This window comes from Streptomyces pseudovenezuelae (assembly GCF_029892565.1).
Classification (GTDB): Bacteria; Actinomycetota; Actinomycetes; order Streptomycetales; family Streptomycetaceae; genus Streptomyces; species Streptomyces pseudovenezuelae_A.
The window spans coordinates 1-22,739 of the sequence record NZ_JARXVH010000042.1 but is presented as its reverse complement, the minus strand read 5'-3'; the positions used below and the strand labels follow the sequence as shown (position 1 = coordinate 22,739).

The following is a 22,739-nucleotide window of genomic DNA, read 5'->3' as shown; positions in this document are numbered from 1 at the left end:
AGGTGGGCTGGCCCTGGTGGCATCGAGGCTGACCGGTGGTGGGCGACGCGTTGTTGTCGCGGAGTTCACCGTTTGGCCGGTGCGGTCGCAGGCAGGCGGGTGCCGAGGTCGGTGCCGTGCCGCCGCTTCCACCATCCGCTCCCGCCCGGAGTTCCCCCAGGTCGGTGACTCCGCACTGTCTCCGTCCATGCTCGCCACCCAGATGCCTGCGATGCGAAGAGCGCAAGGCCAGGCGGGTGGGTCACAGCCAGCCTCCGTCGCGGGGGAGTTCGGTGACCGGTTGGCGCCGAGCAGCGGGCAGCCCCAGCTGTTCCCGGGCCGCGTGCACCGCTGCGAGCTGTTCCCGCCCGCCAGGACCCCAGTCGAACAGTTCGGCGATCTGCTCGGGTGTGGCCAGGAGACGGCTGTAGGTCTGCTGGGTCGCCGGGTCGGACGCCACCGGGGCGCAGTGCGTGAAGGCCGCCGCCATCCGGACCCGGGCGCCGGAGCCAGCGTCGTCGTGCAGGTAGCCGACCGCGACCGGGGAGCCGATACGGATCTGTGCCTCCTCGGCTGTCTCCCGGGCAAGGACTGCCGCCAGGTCCTGGTCATCGGCTTTCTCTGGGCGGCCGCCGGGCAGACAGGTGGAACCGGTGTCCTCGCCGAGTAGCACCAAGGCTCGGCCGTCCGGCGCGAAGATCCACCCCCAGCACTGGATGACGGTCAACTCGGAGGGCACTGGACCGGTGCGCCACGGCCACAGCTGAGGCTTGCGGGGTATCCGCAAGACCTGCAGCTCATCAAGGACACTGGGGGCGCTGGGATATCCGTCTTCGAGGATGGCGGCGCCGCTGCCGTTGATCCGCGCGCGCAGCGCGGCCAGGGCGCGGCGGGCGTCCCCCGAGGCCATGTGCTCGCTCAGCAACGCCGGTTCCACCCAGTGAACGCCGGTGACTTCCCGGCCGGGAGGACTCAGGGAACGGATCTGGCCGCTGCTGAGGGTGCCGCCGTCGTAGACGAAGACGCACTCGCCGGGGAACCGCATGTCCGGGTGGAGTCCGGGCGCGGTCGGCGGAACCCAGTCCACCGCGAGGCAGTGGGGAAACGCGGAGGTGAGACCGAGCTCCTCGTGTACCTCGCGGTTCAGTGCGGCCGACGGAGCCTCGCCCGCCTCCATCCCGCCGCCGGGGAGCAGCTTGGTGTCGCGGTAGTCGAGCGACTCGAGCAGCACGCGCCCGCGCTCGTCGGTGAACAGCACGGATACCGCCGTCCACAGGGCCGCCCGGGACGCGCCGTAGGCGGCCGGCGGCATCGCGGTGGTCGAGGCCGGGGCCGGATCGGGAGGGGCGGGGACGTTGTCGGTGTCGTTCATGGTCACGCTCCGGTAGAGGTGGGCATGGCCCGAAGGCGACGGATGGGGGACAGCAGCAGGACGATGAACCCGCCGGACGTGGCGAGCGCCGCCGCGCTCATCGACGGGAGCAGGCCGATCACGGAAACGAGCCCGCCCGCTGCGAGCGCGCTCAGGAAACGGGGCCCGAGCGTCAGCCACGTGCCGACCGCGTGCTGGCGCCCCTGGAAGCGGGCCTTGCACACGCCCTGACGCACCGAGCGCTGGGTCGAGCCGTGCGCGGTCGCCCCCATGAACCGGGCGGTCACGCATCCGCCGATGACGACCTGCCAGCCCAGGCCCGGGCCGGCGAACAGCACCGGCACCAGCACGAGCGGCTGCAGGGCCAGTGCGCACAGCAGCAACGGGCCCACCCCCCACCAGGTGCCGTACGGCTGCGCCAGGCGCCGGCCCGCCAGCGCACCGGCCACGCCGCCGACGCTCGCGCACCCCATCACCACCGCGAGGACCACCGGGGACCACTGCAACTGGCGCACGACGTAGATGAGGAAGAGCACATCCCATGCCGTCAGCGCGAGCGCGAGGGCGGTGTTCGCTTTCACCACCGGCCACAGCACCGGGTGCCGGATCGTGTAGGCGAGCCCCTCACGGATCTCGCCCAGCAGCGTGCTGCCCTCGGGCTGGGGCCGCGGCGGCGGCTCCGGGGTACGGATCTGCGTCATGCACCAGGCGCTGACGGCGTACGAGGCGACGTCGGCGAGGACCGCCCGGCTCGTGCCCAGCAGCGCGATCAGTGCGGACGCCAGGTAGCTGCCCGCGGCGTCGGTGAAGGAGAACAGAGCGCCCAACTTCGAGTTGGCCGCCGCCAGGCGCTCGCCCTTGGCGATTGAGGGCAGGTAGCTGATGCCGGCTGTGGAGGAAACGTCGTTGACGGCCGCGAGCAGCAAGCCGACGACGCACAGCAGCGGCAGCGACAAAAAGCCCAGGAAAGCGCCGAGCGGCACCATCAGCAGCAGGACACCGCCGGCGGCTTTGCCCCAGGTCAGCAGGGCGAGCTTGGGGTGCCGGTCGACCACCGCGCCACCGAACAGGGCTGTGACGGCGGGCGGGAACCGCTGAGCCGCATACAGCACGCTCATCTCGAACGGCGACGCCTTCAGCGTGATCAGCGCCAGGCTCGGCAGCGCGACCGAAGAGATCGCACCGCCCAGCACCCCGACCGCGAGCCCGTTGTTGTACAGCGTCAGATCCCGGCCCACCCGTTCCTCGGCCGTGGGCGGTGAGGCGGGGGTAGTGCGGGGCAGGGGTTCATCGGAGGCCGTCACGCAGCACCTCCTGCGCCTCGTCCAGCCGGTCCAGCAGCATCAGGGCGGCCTCGTGGCGGGCCCGCGCGTAGACCTCCAGCGGCGCGGTCATCTCCTCGGGCGCGTCCAGGTGCTGCGCCAACGGGTACGTCGAGGCCAGCATGGACACGCAGCCGACGACCACCACGGCGAGCAGGTCCTCCCACCGCGCGCCGGGATGGACGTCTCGGTAGGCGGCCAGGAGCCGAGACAGGCCCGGCAACCACGCCTCCCCCCCGCGCAGCAGCGAGCGCGGGTCGCAGCCGATCCGCGCGATCTCCCAAGCGGTGTAACGGGCCTTCGGCGCCTGGAAGTCGACGATGCCGGCCACCTTCTCCCCTCGCAGCAGCACGTTCGGGGAGGCCAGATCCCCGTGCAGGATCTGCACCGTCAGCTCCGGCAAGGCCTCCAGCAACTTTGCGAGCCTGCCGAACACGGCCAGCCGCTCCCGGCACGCCTCCAGCGCCCACCTCTCGAACTCGCCGGACTCCGGCCTGCTGCCGTAAGAGGTGATCATGCGCTCGAAGCGCGCCTGGTTGCCCGGCAGATCGCAGACACCGGCCCCCGGCTGCTGCACCGGGCGGGCCGCTGGGTGGTCGGCGAGAAGACGGTGGAGTTGACCGGCCGTCGCACCGACGGCCGGCCAGCGTTCGCCGGCCAGGGCGCCCTCCGCAGTCTCCGCGTCAGGCAGGTAGGTCCACAGGGACATCACCACCCGGCCACGGGCCTCGATGAGATCCCCTTCGCGCGTCCGCAGGACGGCGGGCACCGGGGCCCCGCCCTCGCGCGCGAACTCGGCGAGTTCCACCGCCGGCAGCTCTCGTTCCAGCAGCTGATGGCCGGGGTAGACCTTGGCGAACCACAGGCAGCCGTCGCGGTCGGCCACGCGAAAGTTGCGGGTGTTCGTTCCCTCCGGGATCTGCGCCACCTGTGCGGGCTGGATGCCGTACGCCCTACTCAGCGTTCCCGCGACCAGGGCGACCAGTTCCTCGCTTCCCGTCACTGCAGTTCCCTCCCGGACACCGACTCTGCGCATACGGCGGGTTCTCCTTGTCGAAGGTGGTCAAGGGCAGCGGTGAGCGTCCGTTTGCGGGTGAGTGTGCTGGTGTCGACGACATACCCGCCGGTGTGGAGCCAGGTCTCGGCCGCGTGACGGTAGTCGTCCAGGCGCCGCAGCCCGTAGGCGCGGATCCGCGCGGCGCGCTGCGGGTCCTCGCCCAGTGCCCGAGCCGAGGCGATCCGTTCGTGGAGCACGGCGAGGTCGGCGGCCCGCGTGCTGTCCGGGCACCAGGTCGCGGTGACGACCGCCGTGCAGGCGCTGGCGGCGGCGTGCCGCGCGAGGACCCCGCCGGCGAGCAGGCTCTCGTCGTCGGGGTGTGAGAAGACGCCGAGCACGGACGGCACCCCGGAAACAGGCGGGGACGTGGAAGTTTCCACGGGCAGGGACCTCATTTCTCACGCCGGGGACGGACGACGGCCTGGTAGGGGGAGTCACTCACGCTGACCGACCGCCGGGACCAGGACCTGGGCCCCGGACGGGATACGCCCCGGCCACTGGAAGACCAGGCGGGAGGAGGGCTTGTCGAGCACGTCGCCAGGCGGGAGTTCATCGTCCGGGGTAGCGGCGGGGTGAACCGTCAGGCCCGGATAGCCGGCGTGGCGCACGTGACGGTCCCATGCCCGCACACAGGTGGCCAAGCGCTCGGCCACGGCCCGTGCGGCCGGTCCGTAGGCGTGGATGAAGAACTCCCAGCGGGAGTCGGCGGGCGTGGCGCCTTTGTGGGACTGGACGCTGGTCAGGTAGGCGAGGGAGCCGTCGGCGATCACCGCGGCGGCGTCCTGCTGCGCCACGAGCTTCGACGCCTTGGGGACGGTGAGCCGGCAGAACCCGGGCAGGGTGGTCGCGGCATAGATCTGCAGGGTCTCGAAGCTGGTCTGGCCGGGAAGGACGACACCGGTTGCGAGTTCGTGCCGCACGCCGTGCAGGGCGTCTTCGAGTCCGGTGGTGTCGCCGGGGGCACCGTCCGGCCATCGCACGCTCACCTCGCCGCCGGCCAGGTCGACGGCCGGGGCACAGCCGCCCGCGGCACCCCGGTCCCGTACGAATCCACAGAACGTCCAGTGCTCCGCGTGAAGGTTGTCCCCGTGCCGGGCCAGGGTGATGTTGCGGCTGTAGCCGCCGATCTCCATCGGCACGACCAGCCGGGCCCCGTCGGCCAGTTGCTCCCGCCAGGCCGGGGCGACGTCGGTTGCGTTGTGGGTGATCACGATGCCGTCGAAACCGCACGATGGAACATGGTCCGGTGCGCCGAGGCAGCCATCGCCCAGGACGGCGGTCACCCGGCCGCTGCCGGCTTCCGCGCACAGCCGTGCGGTGCGGTGCACCACGTACGGATCGAGGTCCACAGTGATGACGCGGCCGCGCCGCCCGAGGACATGAGCGACGAGTTCGGCGTTGTACCCGCCGGCACCGACTTCCAGCACGGTCATGCCCGGTTCCAGCTGCAGCTGTTCGATCATGTCGGCCTGCAGCCAGGCCGCCGACACGGAGCTGACCGCCGACTCGTCGGAATCCCGGACCGTCACCACGGCGAGGTCGTCGTGGTAGGCCCTTTCCAGCAAGACCTCAGGAACGAACCTGTGCCGCGGGACCGCGCGCAGCGCGGCCTGAACCCTCGGAGAGGGAGCCCAGCCCTCCCCGATCACCGTGTCCGCCATCCGTGTCCGTAGCCGGACGGCCTCGGCCGGCTCGCCGGGCACCGGCGGGACGACGCCGGTACACGGATAGGAATGGATCGGCGTCAGCCCGGGCAACACCCCGGGCCACACCGCGGACAGTGCCTGCGCCGAGGGCGCGAAGATCTTCCCGAGGCTGGCCAGGTCGTACAGGTTGTGCCACTCCCAGCGCACGAAACGGTGAGGTTCCGGCAGGCCGAGTTCACCGCTCCAGCTGCTCACCCGGACGACGGCGGTGACCCGGCGCAGGTCCAGCCGGTCGTCGTGCAGGACCGTCACCACGGCGCTGTCCTCCGCGCGCGCGATCAGCCCGCTCTCCTCCAACAACTCCCGCACGGCCGCGGCCGGCGCACTTTCGCCCGTCTCGATCCGTCCGCCGGCCAGTTCCCACATGCCCCGGGTCGAGCGGCCCAGCAGGACCCTCCCGAAGGAGTCGGTGACGACCACCGCAGCGCCGAACACGGCCTGCGGATCGGGCCGGCGCTTCTCCTCGGCGCTGAATGACCCGCCCTGGCCACGCAGGAGAAGCACGGCCAGTCCCTCGGCGTCGAACCGCTCAACCTTGGTGAACCCGTCGGTGAGCGCTGCGAGTTCGTGCTCGTCCAGTGCGATGTGGCGCCGCTCTTCCGGGGTGCTGTCCGCGACGGGGGTGATGATGACGAGCGTCCCGTCCTCGCGCAGAAGGGCGGCCAGGCGGCGCAGGACCCGGGCCCGATCGCGGATGAAGGCGACGGACAGCCGGATGGTGATCAGGGCGTAGCCGCCGTCGAGTCCGGCCAGGTCGTCGTGCTCGACGTCCAGGCACAGCCAGCGCACGCCCGGTGCGGCGGCGTGCTCCGTGCGGGCCCGCTCCACGGCGCCCTCGGCGAAGTCGACGGCGTCGACGGTGTAGCCGAGCGAGGCCAGATAGACGGCCAGCTCACCGGTCCCGCAGCAGACCTCGAGCGCCCGGCCGTTTTCCGGTGCTGGGGCATGCTCGACGAGCAGACCCTTCTCCTCGTCCCCCAGCCGCCGGAAACCGCGGCCGCCGGCGTAGTGCTCGGACCAGTCGGTCCGGGTGTATCCCACAGATCGCTCCTCGTGCGTTAACGGCTGGCGGGTTTGTGCTGCTGCGGCAATGCGATGGGCCCGTACCGGGCGGCAGGCTGTCCTGTCTGCAGCGCCCAGTACCGGTCGCCGAAGCTCCAGTGCCACCACTCGGTCGGGTAGTTGATCAGTCCGGCTGCGGACAGCGCGGTCTTGAGAGTGGTCCGGTTGGTTCGGGCTTGGTCGCTGAGACCGGGAGCGTCGGTGTAGCAGGCGCCTGCGCTCTTCTCGGGGCTGGTGTTGACGCGGGTGCCCATGTCCAGCTCGCGTCCCTGGTCGTCGATGAGCGTCACGTCGACAGCCGCCCCGGCAGAGTGCGGCGCGATCTCCGGAGGCGACACGAAGCGACTCGCCCCCGCGCGAAGGTCGGCGGCAAGCCAATTGGGGTGCGCGCGGGCCAGCTCGCTGCAGTACTCCTCGAAGTAGCGCCGCTGCAGAGCCAGTGGCCGGTAGCCCTCCACGAACAGCAGCAATACGCCGACGGGCAGAAGCGACTGCGCGTGCAGCAGTCGGGTGAGGACGCCCTGCCGCACAAGGGCGAAGGCGCCGGCCGCGTCATGCTTGCGACCATCGACATGGAGGCCGTGGGCACGGACGTCGACCAGACCTTCGCCGCATTCCTGGAGAGGGATCGCAGCCACTCTCGCGTCGGACATCAGCACGATGCCAGCGTTCACTCGGTACCCCAGTTCTACGTGTCGAAGTAGGCGGCCACGCCGGAGCGGCGGGCCTCCATCACGGCGCTCAGGCGCGCGAAGTCCTGCGGTGGCATCAAGGGCTGCCAGTCGGCCAGCTCCAGGCCAGCGGGAACGTCACGATTCACCAGACACCCTTAGGAGATCGGGTGGGCGAGGTAGTCGCGGTACGCAGACGCCTGAGGGTCCGCTGACCGCGTTCGACCAGATCAGGCAGCCCGACGGCGGTGCCGAACTGGATATGGGATGGGTGGTGTCGCTCTGCGCGCGCTGGCTGCTTCTTGGCAGGGTCAGCCGGTGCGCAGAGCCTTTCTTGAGCTGGTGTGTCGGCTTCTGGTCAGTGATGCGGAACGGTGGTTGACCAGCCTCTACGCGAGAACGTGGCCGTCCCGTCGGGGGCGATGGTCACCGTGGCGCCGCGGATGGGGAGGTCGCCGTCTACCGCGAGCCATGTGCGGATGCGGTCCAGCTCGTCCCACAAGCGACGCGGGCCGCTCTGGTGAACGGTCGGGGAGTCCCCGCGTTTTGCAGCTGTGGCGCGGGCCCAGGAGCCGTCCGCGTGGAGCATGTAGAGGGTGCGGGTTCCGTCGTCCGTCGTGTGCTGGCGATGGTCGATGCCGGGCACGAGGAGTTCGAGAGTGGAGCGCACGTCCCACGTGTCCGGCACGTACATCAGCGGATAGCGGCTGGTGGTGACTCTCTCGCCCTCGGCGTGCTGGGCGGTCTGCCACACCTGGGGGTTGTCCGGGAAGGTGTCGTCGTAGTCCTCGCTGTGGCGTGCTGTCATAAAGCCGGCCGCCTCCGGTGCGACGTGCCCGACGGCGCCGCCGTCGGGGGTCTTGTCCGCGACGATGATCAGCCCGGTGTTGGCGAGGGTGGTCACCAGCCGTCCGTCGGGGGCGAGCGCCGTCAGCCACGAGAGGGGCACGGTGGGCACGGCGACGGTGGAGACGATGCGGTCGTAGCCTCCGTCGGGCAGGGGCCCAGTGAGGTCGCAGACCTGGACCCGCGGATGGTGGCCGACAGTGGACAGCCGCTCGCGCGCCGCCTGCACCAGATACGGATCGACGTCCACGCTCGTGACCTGCTCCTCGCCGAGACGGGCACAGGCCAGGGCGGTGCCGTAGCCGCTGCCGGTGGTCACCAGCAGGCGGGAGGTGTCCGTGAGGAACGCGGCCCGGTACATCAGCAACACCAGCGTGGGCAGTGTGGAGGACGAGGTGGAACGCAGGGCCTTTTGTCCGGGGAGGGTCTGGCCCGTCTCGGCGTGGTCGGCGTGGTGGGGGCCGACACGGGTGACGAGCGTGGTGTCGGCGTAGACCTCCCGCAGCCACGCGTCGGTGTCGCCGGCACCGTCGCGCAGCTCCCACGCCTGCATGGCGTCGTTGCTGGTGGTCCTGGTCCACCAACGGGGCACGAACAGGTGCCTCGGCGTGGTGGCCAGCGGCTGATACCAGCGAGACTCGGGCCGGATCACGGTCTCGGCGGCAAGCCGTCGCGCTGCTGATTCCCAGTCCATCAAGGGGGTGTTCCTTTCAGCTTGCCCGGCTCGGGAAGACCTCGTCTTCGGCGGGACTACAGGTTCCGCCGCCGCCCTGGCTGTCGTCGTTGGGACCGCAGTCGGGACCGCACGGGTCGTGGCGGCTGGCCGGGATACTCGCGGCGATCTGCTGCCACTGCTGCGAGGCGAACACCCGGTCCAGTGTGGTGTCTTGGACCTGCCCTGCTGGTAGGAAACGGCCCAGCACGCACGGGGTCACCCTCCCGTCCGACAGGATCGCGGCAATGCCGTGGGCGCACCGGCCGCACAGCGCGGACGTGGACGGCAGACCACCACCCTCGATCGCATTGCCGACGCCACGAACCCGATCGGTGTGCACGTCCGTGATGCCGAGCGCTTCCAGCTCCTCGCGGGCCTGGCCGACGCGCTGCCCGTGGAGGACGTCAACGATCCCCACCCGCAGGTGAATACCTCGCCGGTGCGCCTCGATGATGTTCGCGCGGGTCGCGGCATGGGAGCCCTGGCGGCCGGTCACCTGGTCATGTCCCTCGTCGGTGTCGGCATAGTACGAGGTAGCCAGGGTGACGCCGGGCCGGGTGAAAAGGCGCCAGTGTTCAAGGCGGACGCGATACAGGTTCGAATACACCTCAACGTTGAGCCCTTCCCAGAGAGCGTGTTCCACGAGGTCGGCGAAATCGGGGTGGAGCGTGGGCTCGCCCCCGATGAATTGAACCTTCTTGACGCCAAGCGCGGCGGCCTCGCTGATGACCCGCTTCCAGATGTCGCCGGTCATGGCGCCGTGCCCCCTCGTCGGCCCCGCTTCGGCGTAGCAGTGCGAGGCGCAGGTGAGCTGACAGCGGCGGGTGATCTCCAGCTCAAGGACGCTGGGGATGAGTGACGTTGGCGTCCTCGGGGTTTCGGGGGCGATCGTCATGCGGCGTTCCCTTCGGGGGAGATTCCTCCGCAGACAACGCCGGTCGGCAGGTCGGCGATGTCTGGCACCGTCATGTCTGTCACGCGGATCTCCTGTGATCGAGAGGTGAGATGGGTGGCGTCGCTCCGTGGACCGGATGCCGTCCCGGCATGGTCAGGGAGTGGTGCCCGGTGCGGAGTCCACCACCGCGACCACGGGGAGGTGGTCGGAGGCCTGACGAGCCGCCTTTGTGTCGTGGGTGCGGTAGTCGTGGACGGTGAATCCGGCCGTGAGGATGTGGTCCAGACGCAGGGGAACGGGTTCGTTGGCGTAGTAGTAGCCGACGGTCGCGGCCCGGGGAGTGGAGAGCAGGGTGTCCGGGTCTTGCCACCCTGACTCCGTCAGGACGCCGAGCGCTCGTGTGTCTGCGTCCCCGAACGTGCCGTCGGCGTTGACGAGCCGGTAGCGCGACTGAAGGTTCTTCGGCACTTTCCTCCAGTCGATCCGGTCCTGGGGACTGGGGCAGTTCAGATCGCCCAGCAGCAGGGCGCGGGGCGGGCGCCCGGGGAAGTCGCCGGCGTAGTCGGTCATCCACCGGGCTTCTCGCAGCCTGCACTCGCCGTCGGTCCAGGCCAGATGCGTGGCCAGCGCCAGGAAGTCCTCGCGGTCGCTGTCCTCGTCGAGGGGCCGAAGCCGCGCGCGGACCAGCGCGTGGTGGAAGACGCCTTCGCCCAGTCGCTGCCGGCCCACCAGACGCAGCCTCGAGGCGCGGTAGAGCAGGGTGGTGTAGTTGCGGCCGTCGCCGATGCGCGAGCGGGCCATGCACACCGGAGTCAGGCCCAGCATGTGGGCCATCCACAGCAGGCGCCGTTCCTCGGCCTCGTCCCACCAGGAGCACTCCGACAAGGTCAGAACGTCTGGCTCCAGCTCATTGAGGATCTCTGCCTGCGCGTGGAGGCGTTCCTCCGAGGAACCATCTACGCCGCCGCAGAAGAGATTCCAGGTCACGGCGCGCATTCTCATATGAACCGTCCAGTCGTGGTGATCGGAACGAGAAGGTGAGGGTGCTGACGGTGCTTGCGGTCAGCGGCATGCGACGCCGAAGTCCGCGGTGTCATCGGGCGTGCTCTCGCCAGGTGAGGGTGGAGAGGGTGAGGGTGTGGCGGGCGGTGCTGTCGTCACCGCACCAGCCAGTCCACAGCGCGCCGAAGGCGTCGTCTTTCCTGGCGGGCCAGGAGTAGTCGGGTGCGATGTCTGCGGCTCGGCTGCGCACGGCGAGGTCGTCGTAGGGGTAGATGCTGAAGTCGCCCGTGAAGTCGGCGGCGGCCACCCGAGCGGTCCACGGTTCGAGATGGGGCAGGCTCATCAGCGCGTCGGCCAGAGCGGCGGCATCCAGGCGCTGCATTTCCAGGTGGTGCTGCTGGTACAGCGAGGCCGCGCTCGTCAACGCGTTGTAGTGGAATTGCACGCCGGCGACGGCGAAGCTGCTCCTCGGCATGCCGAGGACCGCGGAGTGGTCGGGCGCCAGGTACACAGGGCCGAACGGGCCCTCAACGTTGATTCCGTAAGCGGCGCACCAGGTGTGGTAAAGACGGACGGCCCGGTCCGGGTGTACGCCCTGGCGCAGGACGGCGATGGTGATGGCGTCCCATAGCCACGGATTGGCCAGCCGCTGCGAGACACCGAGCTCGGTCAGCGGCTCGCGCAGCGCGGCCGGGACGGCGGCCGGCAGGTCGGCGGGATCGGTGACGACGAAGGACGGTTTGACGTCCTCAGGGCCCTCCACACAGTCGATACGCAGGCCCTGGCTGTCATACGACATGACCCAGATTCCGGAGCCAGCGCGCACCGCGCGCACGTACGTGCCGCTGGCGTGGTGGTGCCAGGCAGGGTGATCAGTGGTCAGAACGCCGACCATCACAAACCTCTCGTGTAGTGCGGGTGCGGGTGTTGGAGGGTGTCCCGGCCCGTGGGCACCACCCCACGGAGACCGGGACGGGGGTCTGGACCCACCAGGGATCAGACCCTCCCGGCCCTCCAGGGGCCGGGAGTTGGGCCTCGTTCCCCGACCACCGTCCGGCCGGGGAACGAGGTGCTGCACCTCCTGCCGCAGAGAGGGGGAGGGTGCGCTCAGTGCGGCAGGGTGTCGGACCCGCGCACGGTCATGCGGTTTCACGGGGGTGACCGTGCGCGGGAGCTGTGTCAGGCCGCAGGGCTCGGCAGCGCTGCGGCCCGGTCGGGTGGCACCGGCTCGTGGTCGCGGCGCAGCGCTTCGGCCAGAGCTCGGCGGGACAGGACGACTTCGACGCCGTGGTGGTCGCTGATGCCGGTGGTATCCAGGACGTTGACGGCCAGCACCGCGCGCACGATCCGGCCGTCCAGGTAGACGCGGTCGATCCTGCGCGGGCCGCCCTGATCCGGGCGGGAGTGGCCTGCCGTCGCCTGGATGGCTTTGGCCTGGCCGAGTTCCCGGGCGGCGTATCGTGCCGCGTCGTGCAGGCCGCTGGTCAGCAGGGTCCGGTCCAGGTACGTACAGCTGTCACGGGATCCGTCCGGACGGAGGTTGGTCCGGTGGGTCACGTGGCGGTGGTCGGTGACCGTGGACCAGTCGATGGGAGGAACGCTCTCGCCGTCCTCCAGCGGGTACTCGTTGGCGTCGCCTCCGCCGATGAGCCCGCCGCGCCGTTCCATCCGGTCGGCCCACGCGGTGATTTCGTCGGCCTCGCGTTCCCGGCCCCGGGGGGAGTTGAATGCGCAGTGCCACGAGGCCAGCAGCAGTTCGGCCTCGGGTACGTCGGCGAAGCGGGCTGAGACCAGCGCCGGTGGGTTGCGCCAGAAGAGCGGGTCGTACGGCATGCGTTTGTGGATCGGGAACGTCTGCGGCCGCACGAGCAGGGCGGTCGGATGGCGGCCGACGCCGTTGGGCGACAGGAAGCCCTTCATGCCCAGCACCCTCGCGGCGGCCGACAGCCGCAGTTGGTCCGAGGCCTCCTGCCTCAACACCACGTCGGGCCGGCGGGGTTTCAGGATCTTGTGATGGGCGTCTATCCAGGGCTTCGGTAAATCCCCCTCGGGACCAGCGTATTCGCCTCCGTCCTCTTTCAGGTTCAGGTCGATGATCGTGACGACTTCCTCACCGTAGGTCGAGGTCCGCACTGCTCTCCTCCTTCGTGCTGGTGGTCGAGAGGTTCTGGTTGCCGTGGTGCGGATGCGCCGCGCCACCAGCGCCGGTATCCGTCAGGAGGCTGCGGGCCGAGGGGTGGACGAAGGTCCCTGGGACCGGCGATTTCCAAATCAGGAGGCCCTGATCCTTGAGCGGCTTGAGGACGTACTGCATCAGGCTCTCGGTAACTCCGAACTCCTCACCGAGGGCCCGTCTCGTAGGCAACCGGCTGCCTTCGGCATAGGTGCCGTCCTCGATCCGGGCGGTGACCATGCTGCGGATATGGGATATGGCTCCCGGCAGCGGCCAGGTGGCTGTCTGGCCGTTCTGCGTTCGGACTTCCATGGAGAGTCCGGTGGGCGGGGCATCGCGGTTGATGACCACATAGCCGCGGGCCAGGAATCTCAGGACAACGCCTATCCCCTCCAGCCGGCAGAGGGCACGCATGACGGCAGTCAGGGGAACGCCGAGTTCCTTGACCAGGTCACGCATCGCAGGAAGCGCGTGGCCGCTCTTGTATGTACCGGCGCGGATTCGGTCGCGGAGGATCTTTTCCGTGCATCGCACGTCGTAGGAGTCGTCCGGGGCACAGACCGACTCAAGGAGCCGGTACACAAGGCCCTCGGAGCAGCCGATGAAGGCGGCGATTGCGGTCGTGGACCCGCCCGCTGCGCGGGCCTTGGCTGCGGCGGCCCCGTACAGCAACCGCTCATCGTGGCGCAGTCTCTGGTCCGCCGTGTAGGCGGGCAGATCCTGAAGAGGCGTCTGCCACTTCGGAAGGGACTTGGCGTTCAAAGGGCGGCTCGAACTGCTTCGGGTAACAGCAGTTGCCGGTTCGTGAGGCGGCACCGGCAGGCTGGTGATGGTCACCATCGTTCCTTCGAATGAGTTGACGTGTGCGGGACCGTTTCGGCGGCTGGGGGGCTTTTAGACGCCGACCGCCTGGTCGGCAACGGGTTGTGTGCGGTTGGCGTGCAGAACGGAATACGGGGTGCGGCGGCTGGTGCCGGCTTGCTCCTGGAGCAGGTTGTCGGCGAGGCGTCGGCGTTGGACTTCGCCGGTGCCGGCGGGTGCGTAGGTGGTCTGCATGTCGCGTCAGATGCGCTGGATGGGGTGGTTCTCGTCCAGGCCGTTGGCGGCGTGGAGGTGCATGGCGTCGTTGCCGGTCTGGGCGGCGAGTTCATGGCCGAGTGTCTTAGCGGCGATGAGCTCGTCGTCGCAGGACAGGCCGCGGTCGAGCATGTCGACGGCGTGATAGGCCAGGATCTTGGCCATGAGCAGCCGGGCGGACATCTCGCCGAGTCGGTCTCGGATGACGCTGAGGTCGGCGAGTTTGCCCTTGTAGCGAGGCCGCTTGCTGACGTACTGGGCGGTCAGGGAGACAGCGGTCTCGTGCAGCCCCAGGGAGAGCGCGGCGAGGTTGGGCCGTCCGTAGAGGATGCTGCTGAACTGGGCGACATCGAAGCCCTGGCCGATCTCGCCGAGCACGTCGTTGGAGGAGACGCGCACGCGGTCGAAGGTGATCTGGCCGAAGCTGAATCCGCGCAGCCCCAGCTTGCGGGTGTGGGGCGCGAGGGTGACTCCCCGCTGGCCGCTTTTGACGAGGAATGCGGTCAGTGCCTTCGAGGTGCGTGTGGTGGTGGGGGCGGTGCGGGCGATGACGACGTGGGTGTCGGCGAGGTGGCTGTTGCCGACGTGCGTTTTGACGCCGGTGAGTACCCAGGCGCGTCCGTTCCAGTCGGCTGCGGTCGTCATGCCGCCGATGTGGCCGCCCTGGTCCGGCTCGGTCACGGCGATCGACATCAGCACACTGGCGTCGGCCACCGCGGGCAGCAGCGTGTGGTGCTGGTCCTTTGTGCCGTAGTGCACCAGGGCGGCCACGGGGATCAGGCTGGCCTGGAGGATGGCAGCGGCCGCGCCGGAGATGCGGGCGAGGCGGTGGATGAGGATCGTCTTGGCGACGTGTCCGGCGTTCATGCCGCCGAAGGCCTCGGGCACGGTGACGCCGAACCAGCGGCGGGCGGCCAGCAGCCGCGCGATCTTCCGGTCCACGCGGTGCGGGGCACGCTCCATGCGCTCCACCCGAGGCTGGATCTCCTCGGCGGCGAAGTCGTCGGCAGCTTTCCACAGGGCCCTGTGGGCAGGAGTGAGGAACCGGTCGAGACTGACGGGGGTGGTGGGCGTGGACATGGTCGGTCCCTCTCCCTGAAAGGGGCTCACAGGACGGCTGCGGCAAAGACCGCGGCGAGACGCGAAGAGTTAGGGGACGGGCAGGGCAGGGATTTTGAGGACGTCGGCGGCTATGCCGGCGCCTTGACGGACGATCCCCTGGTTGCGCCGCCAGTCGGCGAGCGTGCGTACCTCCGGGTCGATGACGCAGACGGTCGCCAGGACCAGGCCGGTCACCGCGTCGATGATCGGGGCGCCGAAATAGGCCTGGATGCCGATGGCATCCACGACAGCGTTGCTCTGGAAGCGGGGGGATGCGGCCACGTTCGGCAGCGGCAGGCCCAGGCGGCGTTCGACGACTTCGGGGCAGTAGCCGTGGGCGCGGCTCATGGTGCGGCCGACGATGGGATAGCCCGACTCCGACGGGGGGTTGTGCAGGCCCAGGAAGGTCTGCTCCTTGCCGAAGGCGTTCACCATGCCCCACACGAAGCCGGTCTGGTCGGCGATCTGGGTGGCGATGTCGTCGAGGATCTCCTGACCCTGCATGGTGATGCCCAGCTCGGCGAAGCGGGATAACCGGGCGGCCATCTCCTTGACCTCGGTGGCCGGGTTGTCGGTGAAGATCTCGATCTGGTGCTGCGCAGTAGCAGGGACAGGGGCGTAAGGGGAAGTCATGACACGTCCAAGGGGGTGAGGTCGGGGAAGCGAGTCCTGAAGATGTGCTCGATCAGAGTGAGGAGCACTGAGGCCACTGACTCGCCCTCGCGGGCGTCGCAGACCACCAGCGGCACGGTGTCCTTCACGGAGAAGGCGTCGCGGATCTCGTCGAGCGTGCGCGGCTTGGTGCCAGGGAAGGTGTTGACGGCGATGACGAAGGGCAGGCCCTTGTGCTCGAAGAAGTCCGCCGCGGGGAAACTGGAGTCGATCCGCCTGGTATCGGCGAGGACCACCGCGCCCTGCGCGCCGTCGCACAGGTCGTGCCACAGGCTCCAGAAGCGAGGCTGGCCCGGGGTGCCGAAGAGGTAGAGCTCGACTGGGGTGTCACCGTCCCAGCCCACCCGGCCGAAGTCGAAGGCAACCGTCGTCTGCGTCTTGTCCTCGACGCCGTGCAGGCTGTCCGTCGCCGCGCTGCGCGTCGTGAGGACTTCCTCGGTCTTGAGGGGATCGATGTCGCTGACGGCGCCGATCGCGGTGGTCTTGCCCACCCCGAACCCTCCACCGATCACCAGCTTGATCTTCGCCCGCTCGACGGGCTGGTCTGGCGGTGTCATGCCGTCACCCGGCTTTCGCCATGGCATGTGCCCAGCTCCGCTTGAGACCTGCGGCCACCGCGCGCAGTAGCTGCGCCTCGCGGTCCTCGCCGGGCGTATCCGACACCGGCAACTTCAAGGCGCCGGCGTCGATCAGGTCGGAGACAAGGACCCTCACCGCGGTGACGTGCAGGCCGAGCATCCCGGCCAGCTCGACCAGCGGCCGGGTGCGCTCCTGGCACAACGCGATGATCCGCGTACTCTCCTCGGGCAGGCCCTGCGGAGAGCGGGAACCGGGCCCCAGGACGGTGTCCATGTCGAGTTGGTGACGTGGGCGGGTGCGGCCGTCGGTGAGCGCGTACAGCCGCACGATGTCGGCGGTGTCGTCCGGTAACGGGGCCGGACCGGGGCGGGGGTTCATTCGACACCGGCGTCCTGGCCATCACGCGTGCGGACCGGGGTGGTCATGAACGGGGAGAAACGCTGCACCAGTTGCCCGGCGGCGTAGCCCACGGAGCCGATGTTGGCGTCCGGGCGGGCGAGCACGACCAGGATGGTCGACACGATTTCACCGGTGTGGTTGAGCGCGCTTCCGGTACCGGCTTCGGTCATGAGGAAGAGGGTGTCGGGCCGCTCGATGAGGACCTGGCTCGCCGGCATCGTCTTGTTGGTGGGCCCTTTGGTTCCATGGGCCAGCGATGCCACCCCGGAGAATGCCGCGGCCACCGTGTCAGCCCAGTCGTCCTCCATGTGGGAGACGGACGCCTGCCTCAAGCCTTCCCGGGTTACCAGCAGCGCGTGGGTGACGCCGGCGGTGTCCTTGACGAATTCGTCGAGCAAGCGTGTCGCCTGCCCCTGAACCGCCTTGGGGGAGTTGACGGGGGGAGTGGTGGTGTTGTGGGTCATGGCGGAGGCTCCGGGGGATTCAGGGCTGGGAGGGGGGCTGGAGTCCGGCGTGCAAGCCGGTGCGCCAGTCGGCCGGCGTTTGGGGGTTCGCGGCCGGGGGCGGACCTGCGGGCTCCTGCCTGAGGGGCGGTACCAACTGCCCAGGCGTTCGTTTCGGCAGGGCGCCTTCACGCGTGTCGGCCTGCGGCTGCTCAGTCGCACGCGCGTGTGCCAGTTGACGGGCAGGGCCGCCCGGGCTGGCCGGTACGGGCACGGTGGCGATGACCGGCGCGGTGGGTACGAGGTACTGGTTGGGCACGACCACGTTGGCGGTCGTGCCACCCGTCTCATTCATCGACAGCCAGACCCGAAGACCGTGCTTCGCAGCGATCTTGGAGGCGGTGACCAGTCCCAGGCTGCCCTTGCGGACCTGCTCTGCGATGTCTGCGTGGCTCGGGTTGCTCAGCAGTGCGTTCAGTTTGTCCCGCACGGCGGGGGCCATGGGCAGCAGGGCCCGGTCCTCGACCTCAAAGGCCAAGCCGTGGGCCACCTTCTGCGCCCGCACGGTGACCTTGGAGTCCGGGTGGGAGTTGTCCAGGCCGTTGTCGATGAGTTCGGCCAGCAGGTGCGTGATATCCGGGTGGACGTGGGCAGGAAGGGCGAACGCGCCGCCCACGTCGCCGTCCACGGTCCGCACCCGGGGGTACTTCACCACCTCCGATTTCGCTCCACGCAACAGCCTGGAGACCAGAACCGGAGACCGGGTCTCACGCAGAGCCTCGCCGTTCAAGACGACGGAGACGCTCTCGACCATGCGACGCAACCGCGTCGCCAGGTGGTCGATCCTGTAGCTCCCGTCGAGCAGTTCCGCATCCTCGGTGCCCTGCTGCTGGAGCGTCAGAAGTTCGAGCATCTCCCCGATCAGGACATGCTGGCGCCGCACCAGCTTCTGCTGCATCGTCACCAGCACGGCGGCCTGCGACTCGTCCTGCACCCGCAGCAACGAATGAGCGCTCTGCAGCTGCAGATTGCTGACCTGCCCCAGCACCTGGTAGAGAGGATCGTCGTCCGGCCAGTCCGCATCTGCCGGGAGCCGAGGACGCGACCCCCGGCACAGCTCCTCAGCCGTCCAGATCACACTCTTCTCCGTCGCCTGCACGGCTTCCTGGACACTCTGCAACTCGGTGTTGCGGTGGCGCCGCAGGGAAGCCGCCACGGCGCGCACGCGGACGCCGCCTACGAGCACCGCGACGAGCACACTGCCCACGAGACTGATGGCGACCGGCACGACAGTGACGTCGAAAGCCCAGGCGGCGAGGACAGTCGCGCACGCCAGAACCGCGAGGCAGGCAAGCGGGGCAAACAGGACGCCGGCGACCTCGTCGAGGAAATAGGCGTCGATCCGTGCGCGGTCTAACCGGGAACGGCGTCGTCTGCGGCGATGGACGGCCGGACGAGTAGCGGGTCGCAGCGAAGGCATGGGGTCCTCGGAGTCAGATGCGGCGTACGGGGCAGGTGTGATTCAGGTGGCGAGGATGACCTGCACGGTCTTGCCTACGACCGCGCCACCGGTGTCCCTCTTCACGTCCCACGACAGGCGTCCCCCGTGGCGAGCCACCCACCACAGACCGGTCGGCTCCCGGAACGGGTGGGCCGCCGTCGCGAAGCCTGGGAATTCGTGGGACGCGTCATCCACCTCGACAAGGAGTTCGTGGGTGCCCGCCGTGACGATCAGGCGGAAGAGGATGTTGCCATCGTCGAAGGGCTCGGCGTGGCGCACGGCGTTGTCCACCAGCTGCCCGGCGACCGCAGCCGCGATGTCGATGTCGCCGGGCCAGCGTCCGATCGTGAGCCATGTCCGAGCCTGCATCCGCGCGACAGCATTCGCAGCCACACTGGCTCGCAGCGACGTGTCCCACTCAAACGCGGGGTCCTCCTCCCTCCGCAGCGGAAGCGGAGTGATCACGACTTCCGCAGCCGCGTTGCCGACGGAAGGAAGCAGCGTGACTGTGCCGACGTCCGGTGGTGCGCCCGCTGCGTCTGCGGGGGTACTTGTACGGTGCTCTGAGGGGTTCACGGGAGGCTCCCGAAGGTTCTCTGTGGACGGGGTACTTCGGCGAGCGCGGTGGCCGAGCGTCAGTGGATGCCGCTCGCGTAGCAGCTGGCGAGTAACCAGGTAACTGCCGCACGTGGGCCCCTGGTTAGGGTGTTGGAGGCCTGTTCGGGAGAACACCCTAGGACGATTTGGCGAGTGCTTTACCTGACGTGTGGACAGCATGCCGCTACGGTGCGTGCATGAATGCCACGCGCAATGAGGCCCTTGAAGCGTGGATGGAGGAACACGGCTATAGCTCCAACACCCTGGCTGACGCCGTGAACAAGGCCCTCGAGAAGCTGACCGGGAGGCTCGGTGGGCTGGACGGCTCCTCCGTCCGGGACTGGAAGGCGGGGCGGGTCCGATGGCCTAAAACCGCTACCCGCACGGCACTTGAGACTGTCAGCGGCGTACCCGCTACAGCCTTAGGGTTCGTGCCACGGCGCCGGGCTTCGTCCACCCCGGCCGGACCGCAGGAGGACCCGGATATGAAGCGACGTAATCTCGTCGTCGGCGGAATCTATGCTGCCGCCGCAGCAGCAGCCCCCGGTACCACTGGACCGCGCCGTATCGGCATGAGTGACGTCGGCCGCCTACAACAACGCTTCGCCGAGGTCATCGCCAGCGATCACCGCTACGGTGGTCAACTCGGCATCGAGCAGCACGCCGCAGCTCTCGCCGACGAGGCACTGAACCTGCAGAACTCCGGCAGCGCCACTCAGCGCGTGCGCAGCAGCCTGTACGGATGCGCTGCATCATTCCGGTCCTCTGCCATGTGGGCGGCGATCGATGGCCGTCGCTACAGCGACGCAAAGGCCCATATGCGCGAGGCACAGGCTCTCGCCGAGATGTCCGGTGACCAGGCGATCAAGTTCCGCATCTGGAGCCATGCGGGGGCGATGTACCGACACACCGGCCGCCCGGGAGAAGCCTTCGCCGCGAACGACGTCGCACGCAACCTGCACATCACGCGCCGGGACCCCATGTTCGCCTCGCTCGGCCTGGCCCGACAGGCTGCCATCCACGGGGCTGCGCATGACCGGACGAGTACCCGCCGCGCGCTTGACCAGGCGCAAGACGCCTTCCAGCGAATGGACCCAGATGGCTACCGGCCGGTGTGGCTGCTCGCCTTCTACGATCAGGCGGAACTGGACCACCTCGCCCTCTCTGCCTTCCTCACACTCGGGGACTACCCGACCGCCGAGTTCTACGCCCACCGCTGCCTGGCCGCCCTACGGCCCCACATGCGCCGGTCCCACGCCATCACCACCACGCGTCTCGCGCACGCCCAACTCGCGCAAGGAGACTTCGAGGCGGCTGTAGACACAGCTCGCAAAGTACCTGCCGACGCCGCTACCCAGCACGCCCGTGTGTCCCGCATGCTGCAAGAGTTCGGCGCTGCGCTACGTGCGCGGGCGCCGCGCAGCTCCGCCACGCAGAGTTGGACCGAGCACACCCGCGACGTTTGGAAGGCGACCACATGACCTCGGCAGCATCCACGATCGAACTCCGCACGTTCACCGAGCTGGGCCCCGTCCGCGGCGATGTGGTCGACGTCTACGCAGAAGTGCGCGCCCCGCTGCTCCATTTGCCGAACTACGCCGTCACTGCCTTCGGCGAGCGACTTGATCGGCACGGAGCCGAGCCATGGTTCACACTCGTCCTCGCGTACGCAGACGGACACCCTGTCGGCTACACCTACGGCAACCGCATCGAACGTGGAGACCGGTACTGGCAGCGCACGACGCCGGAACCGGCCCAGGACTACACCAAGCACGCCACTGTGGCCCTGAAAGAGATCGGCGTACGAGACGCATGGCGGGGGACTGGGACCGCGCGGCGAATGCATGACGCCTTCCTCGCCACCCGAGACGAGCCGTACGCGACGCTGATGGTGAATCCGGCGGCCGGCGACGGGAAGGTCCACAGGCTCTACCAGTCGTGGGGCTACCAAGACCTTGGCCAGAGTCAGCCTTCACCAGCGTCACCGGTGCTCACCGTGATGATCCGCGCCGCCCGCTGATCCGGGCAGCGTCTGCACCAACTCTCTGGATCTGGCGAGCTCTGCCCGGCGTGGGCTCCTGCAACTGCTGCGTGGGCGGGGCACCGTACAGAGCGGGACCGCGTTGAGCGGGTCGCGAGTGCAGCGCGCCGACGAGTGGGCCGCGGTCGCCTAGCCTGGGCTAACGGTCTCGCACGGCTGTGAGAGGGCGGTACGTGACTTGATGTCTGTTTCGCTCTTTCGGGAGGGGCAAGTGCGCTGACTGCGGCGTCGCCGGGCGGCTACGGCCGCGGCTGGGTGAACAAGCCCTGCTCGGTCTCGACCAGGATTCCGCGCTCGGTCAGCCGTTTGAGCTTCAGACGGGTGTTGTTGATGTTGTTGGGCGCGATCTCCATGTCCATTGCCTCGCACACCTGCCGCGCCCGCAGCGGCGTGCCGGCCGTGGCGAACACCGCCATGATCTGCTGGTAGTCCGGCAGTTGCGGGACCGGCGCCGCGGGCGGCTGCGGATCGGGCAGCTCGAGCAGCGTCTTGCGGGTGATCCGGACTTCCTCGGCGGCCCGGCAGAGTTCGTCCAGCCGTGCGGTCAGCTGCGCGATCTGCTCCCTCGTCGCGTCGGCTTGCGCGGTGATCTCCCGTTCCCGCTCCTCCAGCCGCACCAGCACCGCCCCGAAGGTCAGCTCTCCGCCGGTCATGCGCTGCACCAGGCAGCAGCGGTGGCCCCGGTCAGCCGGCGCAGTATCACCGCGGTCATCGCCCAGTACACCCGCGACTCCGAACTGCGCGGCAGGTGCTCGTAGTCGCGCACCAGCCTGCGGTGCAGCATCAAGATCCCGTAGGCGCGCTCCACGATCCACCGCTTGGGAATCGGCACGAACCCGGTCTGGCCTGGGTTGCGCTCGACGATCTCCACCTCGATGCCCACCGTCTGGCCGTGGGCGACGACGGCGTTCTTGAAGCCCTGGTCGACCAGGGCCTTCTGGACGGTGTCGGTGTCGGCGGCGACCTTGTCCAGCAGCGCGATGCCGGCGGCGTTGTCGTGCACGGACGCGGCGAGCACCACCACCGCGATCACCAGGCCCAACACGTCAACGGCCAGGCCGCGCTTGCGGCCCGGTACTTTTTTTGCCGCATCACACCCCGTCGACTCCGCCGGCACCCCGGCCGCCGCATGCACGCTCTGGGTGTCGAGCACCACCAGGCTCGGGTCCGCCTTCCGCCGCGTCCTCTCCCGCACCTGCCAGCGCAGCAGGTCGTGAATGGTCTGGTCGGTGCCGTCGTCGCGCCACTTGGTGAAGTAGTACATCACCGCGCCACGTGGCGGCAGATCGTGCGGAAGCAGGTCCCACTGGCATCCGGTGCGCCCCTGGTAGAGGAGCGCGTTGACGATCTCCCGCATCTCGTACCGGCCCTGATGGCCGCTGACCGAGCGGTGCGCGGCCTTCCACGCGGCGATCACCGGCTCAACCAGCGCCCACTGAGGGTTTTCAGAGTGGCCCCCGGACGGGTGACAGCGGGACCGTAGGCAACGGACAGGGCTCCCGTGCCGTTGAGAGAGGTGTCTAGGTCTC

24 protein-coding genes and 1 pseudogene are annotated in these 22,739 nt (G+C 69.2%); 2 read left to right on the top strand and 23 right to left on the bottom strand.

The window, feature by feature from the left end; genetic code table 11:
* Positions 1–241: 241 nt before the first annotated feature.
* From M2283_RS50235 to M2283_RS50135, 21 genes are all read right to left on the bottom strand, one after another.
* On the bottom strand, positions 242–1,351 hold the full coding sequence (locus M2283_RS50235) for an NUDIX hydrolase (RefSeq protein WP_280883342.1): 1,110 nt from the start codon (positions 1,349–1,351) through the stop codon (positions 242–244).
* 2 nt (positions 1,352–1,353) lie between these two features.
* Positions 1,354–2,655, bottom strand: a complete 1,302-nt coding sequence (locus M2283_RS50230) for an MFS transporter (protein ID WP_280883341.1) — start codon at positions 2,653–2,655, stop codon at positions 1,354–1,356.
* Entirely contained in the window at positions 2,639–3,676 is a 1,038-nt protein-coding gene (locus tag M2283_RS50225; RefSeq protein ID WP_280883340.1) for a phosphotransferase enzyme family protein, read from the bottom strand. Before M2283_RS50225 ends, M2283_RS50230 begins: the two co-directional genes overlap by 17 nt.
* On the bottom strand, positions 3,673–4,110 hold the full coding sequence (locus M2283_RS52275) for a hypothetical protein (RefSeq protein WP_432423255.1): 438 nt from the start codon (positions 4,108–4,110) through the stop codon (positions 3,673–3,675). Before M2283_RS52275 ends, M2283_RS50225 begins: the two co-directional genes overlap by 4 nt.
* Before the next feature lie 54 nt (positions 4,111–4,164).
* Positions 4,165–6,477: a methyltransferase, FxLD system gene (gene fxlM / locus M2283_RS50215; protein ID WP_280883339.1), complete on the bottom strand. Its 2,313-nt coding sequence runs from the start codon at positions 6,475–6,477 to the stop codon at positions 4,165–4,167.
* Positions 6,478–6,494: 17 nt separating this feature from the next.
* Entirely contained in the window at positions 6,495–7,151 is a 657-nt protein-coding gene (locus M2283_RS50210) for a M15 family metallopeptidase (RefSeq protein WP_280883338.1), read from the bottom strand.
* A 35-nt stretch (positions 7,152–7,186) separates the two neighbouring features.
* Positions 7,187–7,318, bottom strand: a complete 132-nt coding sequence (locus tag M2283_RS50205; RefSeq protein WP_280883337.1) for a hypothetical protein — start codon at positions 7,316–7,318, stop codon at positions 7,187–7,189.
* 209 nt (positions 7,319–7,527) lie between these two features.
* Positions 7,528–8,709, bottom strand: coding sequence for a protein-L-isoaspartate O-methyltransferase family protein (locus tag M2283_RS50200; protein ID WP_280883336.1), 1,182 nt, complete (start codon positions 8,707–8,709; stop codon positions 7,528–7,530).
* 16 nt (positions 8,710–8,725) lie between these two features.
* Positions 8,726–9,625: a radical SAM protein gene (locus M2283_RS50195; protein WP_280883335.1), complete on the bottom strand. Its 900-nt coding sequence runs from the start codon at positions 9,623–9,625 to the stop codon at positions 8,726–8,728.
* 153 nt (positions 9,626–9,778) lie between these two features.
* Positions 9,779–10,621, bottom strand: coding sequence for an endonuclease/exonuclease/phosphatase family protein (locus M2283_RS50190; protein WP_280883334.1), 843 nt, complete (start codon positions 10,619–10,621; stop codon positions 9,779–9,781).
* A 97-nt stretch (positions 10,622–10,718) separates the two neighbouring features.
* Positions 10,719–11,426, bottom strand: coding sequence for a hypothetical protein (locus tag M2283_RS50185; RefSeq protein WP_280883333.1), 708 nt, complete (start codon positions 11,424–11,426; stop codon positions 10,719–10,721).
* Positions 11,427–11,806: 380 nt separating this feature from the next.
* On the bottom strand, positions 11,807–12,760 hold the full coding sequence (locus M2283_RS50180; protein ID WP_280883332.1) for an endonuclease/exonuclease/phosphatase family protein: 954 nt from the start codon (positions 12,758–12,760) through the stop codon (positions 11,807–11,809).
* Positions 12,738–13,640: a GntR family transcriptional regulator gene (locus tag M2283_RS50175; protein WP_280883331.1), complete on the bottom strand. Its 903-nt coding sequence runs from the start codon at positions 13,638–13,640 to the stop codon at positions 12,738–12,740. The genes M2283_RS50180 and M2283_RS50175 overlap by 23 nt, the downstream gene beginning before the upstream one ends.
* A 54-nt stretch (positions 13,641–13,694) precedes the next feature.
* A complete protein-coding gene (locus tag M2283_RS50170; protein ID WP_280883330.1) occupies positions 13,695–13,856 on the bottom strand; it encodes a hypothetical protein in 162 nt (53 codons plus the stop codon).
* 6 nt (positions 13,857–13,862) lie between these two features.
* Positions 13,863–14,957: an acyl-CoA dehydrogenase family protein gene (locus tag M2283_RS50165; RefSeq protein ID WP_280883329.1), complete on the bottom strand. Its 1,095-nt coding sequence runs from the start codon at positions 14,955–14,957 to the stop codon at positions 13,863–13,865.
* A gap of 69 nt (positions 14,958–15,026) precedes the next feature.
* Entirely contained in the window at positions 15,027–15,611 is a 585-nt protein-coding gene (locus M2283_RS50160; RefSeq protein ID WP_280883328.1) for a GAF domain-containing protein, read from the bottom strand.
* Positions 15,608–16,207 carry a GTP-binding protein gene (locus tag M2283_RS50155; protein WP_280883327.1) on the bottom strand — a complete coding sequence of 200 codons (600 nt, stop codon included), beginning with the start codon at positions 16,205–16,207 and terminating at the stop codon, positions 15,608–15,610. Before M2283_RS50155 ends, M2283_RS50160 begins: the two co-directional genes overlap by 4 nt.
* A gap of 4 nt (positions 16,208–16,211) precedes the next feature.
* Positions 16,212–16,607, bottom strand: a complete 396-nt coding sequence (locus M2283_RS50150; RefSeq protein ID WP_280883326.1) for a DUF742 domain-containing protein — start codon at positions 16,605–16,607, stop codon at positions 16,212–16,214.
* A complete protein-coding gene (locus M2283_RS50145; RefSeq protein ID WP_280883325.1) occupies positions 16,604–17,092 on the bottom strand; it encodes a roadblock/LC7 domain-containing protein in 489 nt (162 codons plus the stop codon). Before M2283_RS50145 ends, M2283_RS50150 begins: the two co-directional genes overlap by 4 nt.
* A 19-nt stretch (positions 17,093–17,111) precedes the next feature.
* Positions 17,112–18,551 carry an ATP-binding protein gene (locus M2283_RS50140; RefSeq protein WP_280883324.1) on the bottom strand — a complete coding sequence of 480 codons (1,440 nt, stop codon included), beginning with the start codon at positions 18,549–18,551 and terminating at the stop codon, positions 17,112–17,114.
* 42 nt (positions 18,552–18,593) lie between these two features.
* Positions 18,594–18,941, bottom strand: a complete 348-nt coding sequence (locus M2283_RS50135; RefSeq protein ID WP_280883323.1) for a hypothetical protein — start codon at positions 18,939–18,941, stop codon at positions 18,594–18,596.
* 425 nt (positions 18,942–19,366) lie between these two features.
* Here M2283_RS50135 and M2283_RS50130 point away from each other — a divergent pair, with 425 nt between their 5' ends.
* Together M2283_RS50130 and M2283_RS50125 are read left to right on the top strand one after the other, a co-directional pair.
* The gene (locus tag M2283_RS50130) at positions 19,367–20,650 is read left to right on the top strand and encodes an XRE family transcriptional regulator (protein WP_280883322.1); all 1,284 of its coding nucleotides are present in this window, start codon (positions 19,367–19,369) and stop codon (positions 20,648–20,650) included.
* Positions 20,647–21,189 carry a GNAT family N-acetyltransferase gene (locus M2283_RS50125; RefSeq protein ID WP_280883321.1) on the top strand — a complete coding sequence of 181 codons (543 nt, stop codon included), beginning with the start codon at positions 20,647–20,649 and terminating at the stop codon, positions 21,187–21,189. The genes M2283_RS50130 and M2283_RS50125 overlap by 4 nt, the downstream gene beginning before the upstream one ends.
* Before the next feature lie 260 nt (positions 21,190–21,449).
* On the opposite strand, the gene M2283_RS50120 is transcribed toward M2283_RS50125, so the two are convergent.
* Positions 21,450–21,863, bottom strand: coding sequence for a hypothetical protein (locus M2283_RS50120; RefSeq protein WP_280883320.1), 414 nt, complete (start codon positions 21,861–21,863; stop codon positions 21,450–21,452).
* Positions 21,860–22,648: pseudogene (locus tag M2283_RS50115) on the bottom strand (IS5 family transposase); the annotation flags it as partial. The gene M2283_RS50120 and the pseudogene M2283_RS50115, both read right to left, overlap by 4 nt.
* Positions 22,649–22,739 lie beyond the last annotated feature (91 nt).

Excerpts from the sequence above, each read along its gene's own strand:
- M2283_RS50145 (WP_280883325.1), bottom strand. The coding sequence starts at position 17,092 with ATGACCCACAACACCACCACTCCCCCCGTCAACTCCCCCAAGGCGGTT.
- M2283_RS50140 (WP_280883324.1), bottom strand. The coding sequence starts at position 18,551 with ATGCCTTCGCTGCGACCCGCTACTCGTCCGGCCGTCCATCGCCGCAGA.
- M2283_RS50190 (WP_280883334.1), bottom strand. The coding sequence starts at position 10,621 with ATGCGCGCCGTGACCTGGAATCTCTTCTGCGGCGGCGTAGATGGTTCC.
- M2283_RS50155 (WP_280883327.1), bottom strand. The coding sequence starts at position 16,207 with ATGACACCGCCAGACCAGCCCGTCGAGCGGGCGAAGATCAAGCTGGTG.
- M2283_RS50135 (WP_280883323.1), bottom strand. The coding sequence starts at position 18,941 with ATGCAGGCTCGGACATGGCTCACGATCGGACGCTGGCCCGGCGACATC.
- M2283_RS50175 (WP_280883331.1), bottom strand. The coding sequence starts at position 13,640 with ATGGTGACCATCACCAGCCTGCCGGTGCCGCCTCACGAACCGGCAACT.
- M2283_RS50200 (WP_280883336.1), bottom strand. The coding sequence starts at position 8,709 with ATGGACTGGGAATCAGCAGCGCGACGGCTTGCCGCCGAGACCGTGATC.
- M2283_RS50160 (WP_280883328.1), bottom strand. The coding sequence starts at position 15,611 with ATGACTTCCCCTTACGCCCCTGTCCCTGCTACTGCGCAGCACCAGATC.
- M2283_RS50170 (WP_280883330.1), bottom strand. The coding sequence starts at position 13,856 with ATGCAGACCACCTACGCACCCGCCGGCACCGGCGAAGTCCAACGCCGA.
- M2283_RS50235 (WP_280883342.1), bottom strand. The coding sequence starts at position 1,351 with ATGAACGACACCGACAACGTCCCCGCCCCTCCCGATCCGGCCCCGGCC.
- M2283_RS50165 (WP_280883329.1), bottom strand. The coding sequence starts at position 14,957 with ATGTCCACGCCCACCACCCCCGTCAGTCTCGACCGGTTCCTCACTCCT.
- M2283_RS50210 (WP_280883338.1), bottom strand. The coding sequence starts at position 7,151 with ATGTCCGACGCGAGAGTGGCTGCGATCCCTCTCCAGGAATGCGGCGAA.
- M2283_RS50130 (WP_280883322.1), top strand. The coding sequence starts at position 19,367 with ATGAATGCCACGCGCAATGAGGCCCTTGAAGCGTGGATGGAGGAACAC.
- M2283_RS50195 (WP_280883335.1), bottom strand. The coding sequence starts at position 9,625 with ATGACGATCGCCCCCGAAACCCCGAGGACGCCAACGTCACTCATCCCC.
- M2283_RS50185 (WP_280883333.1), bottom strand. The coding sequence starts at position 11,426 with ATGTCGTATGACAGCCAGGGCCTGCGTATCGACTGTGTGGAGGGCCCT.
- M2283_RS50120 (WP_280883320.1), bottom strand. The coding sequence starts at position 21,863 with ATGACCGGCGGAGAGCTGACCTTCGGGGCGGTGCTGGTGCGGCTGGAG.
- M2283_RS50125 (WP_280883321.1), top strand. The coding sequence starts at position 20,647 with ATGACCTCGGCAGCATCCACGATCGAACTCCGCACGTTCACCGAGCTG.
- M2283_RS50150 (WP_280883326.1), bottom strand. The coding sequence starts at position 16,607 with ATGAACCCCCGCCCCGGTCCGGCCCCGTTACCGGACGACACCGCCGAC.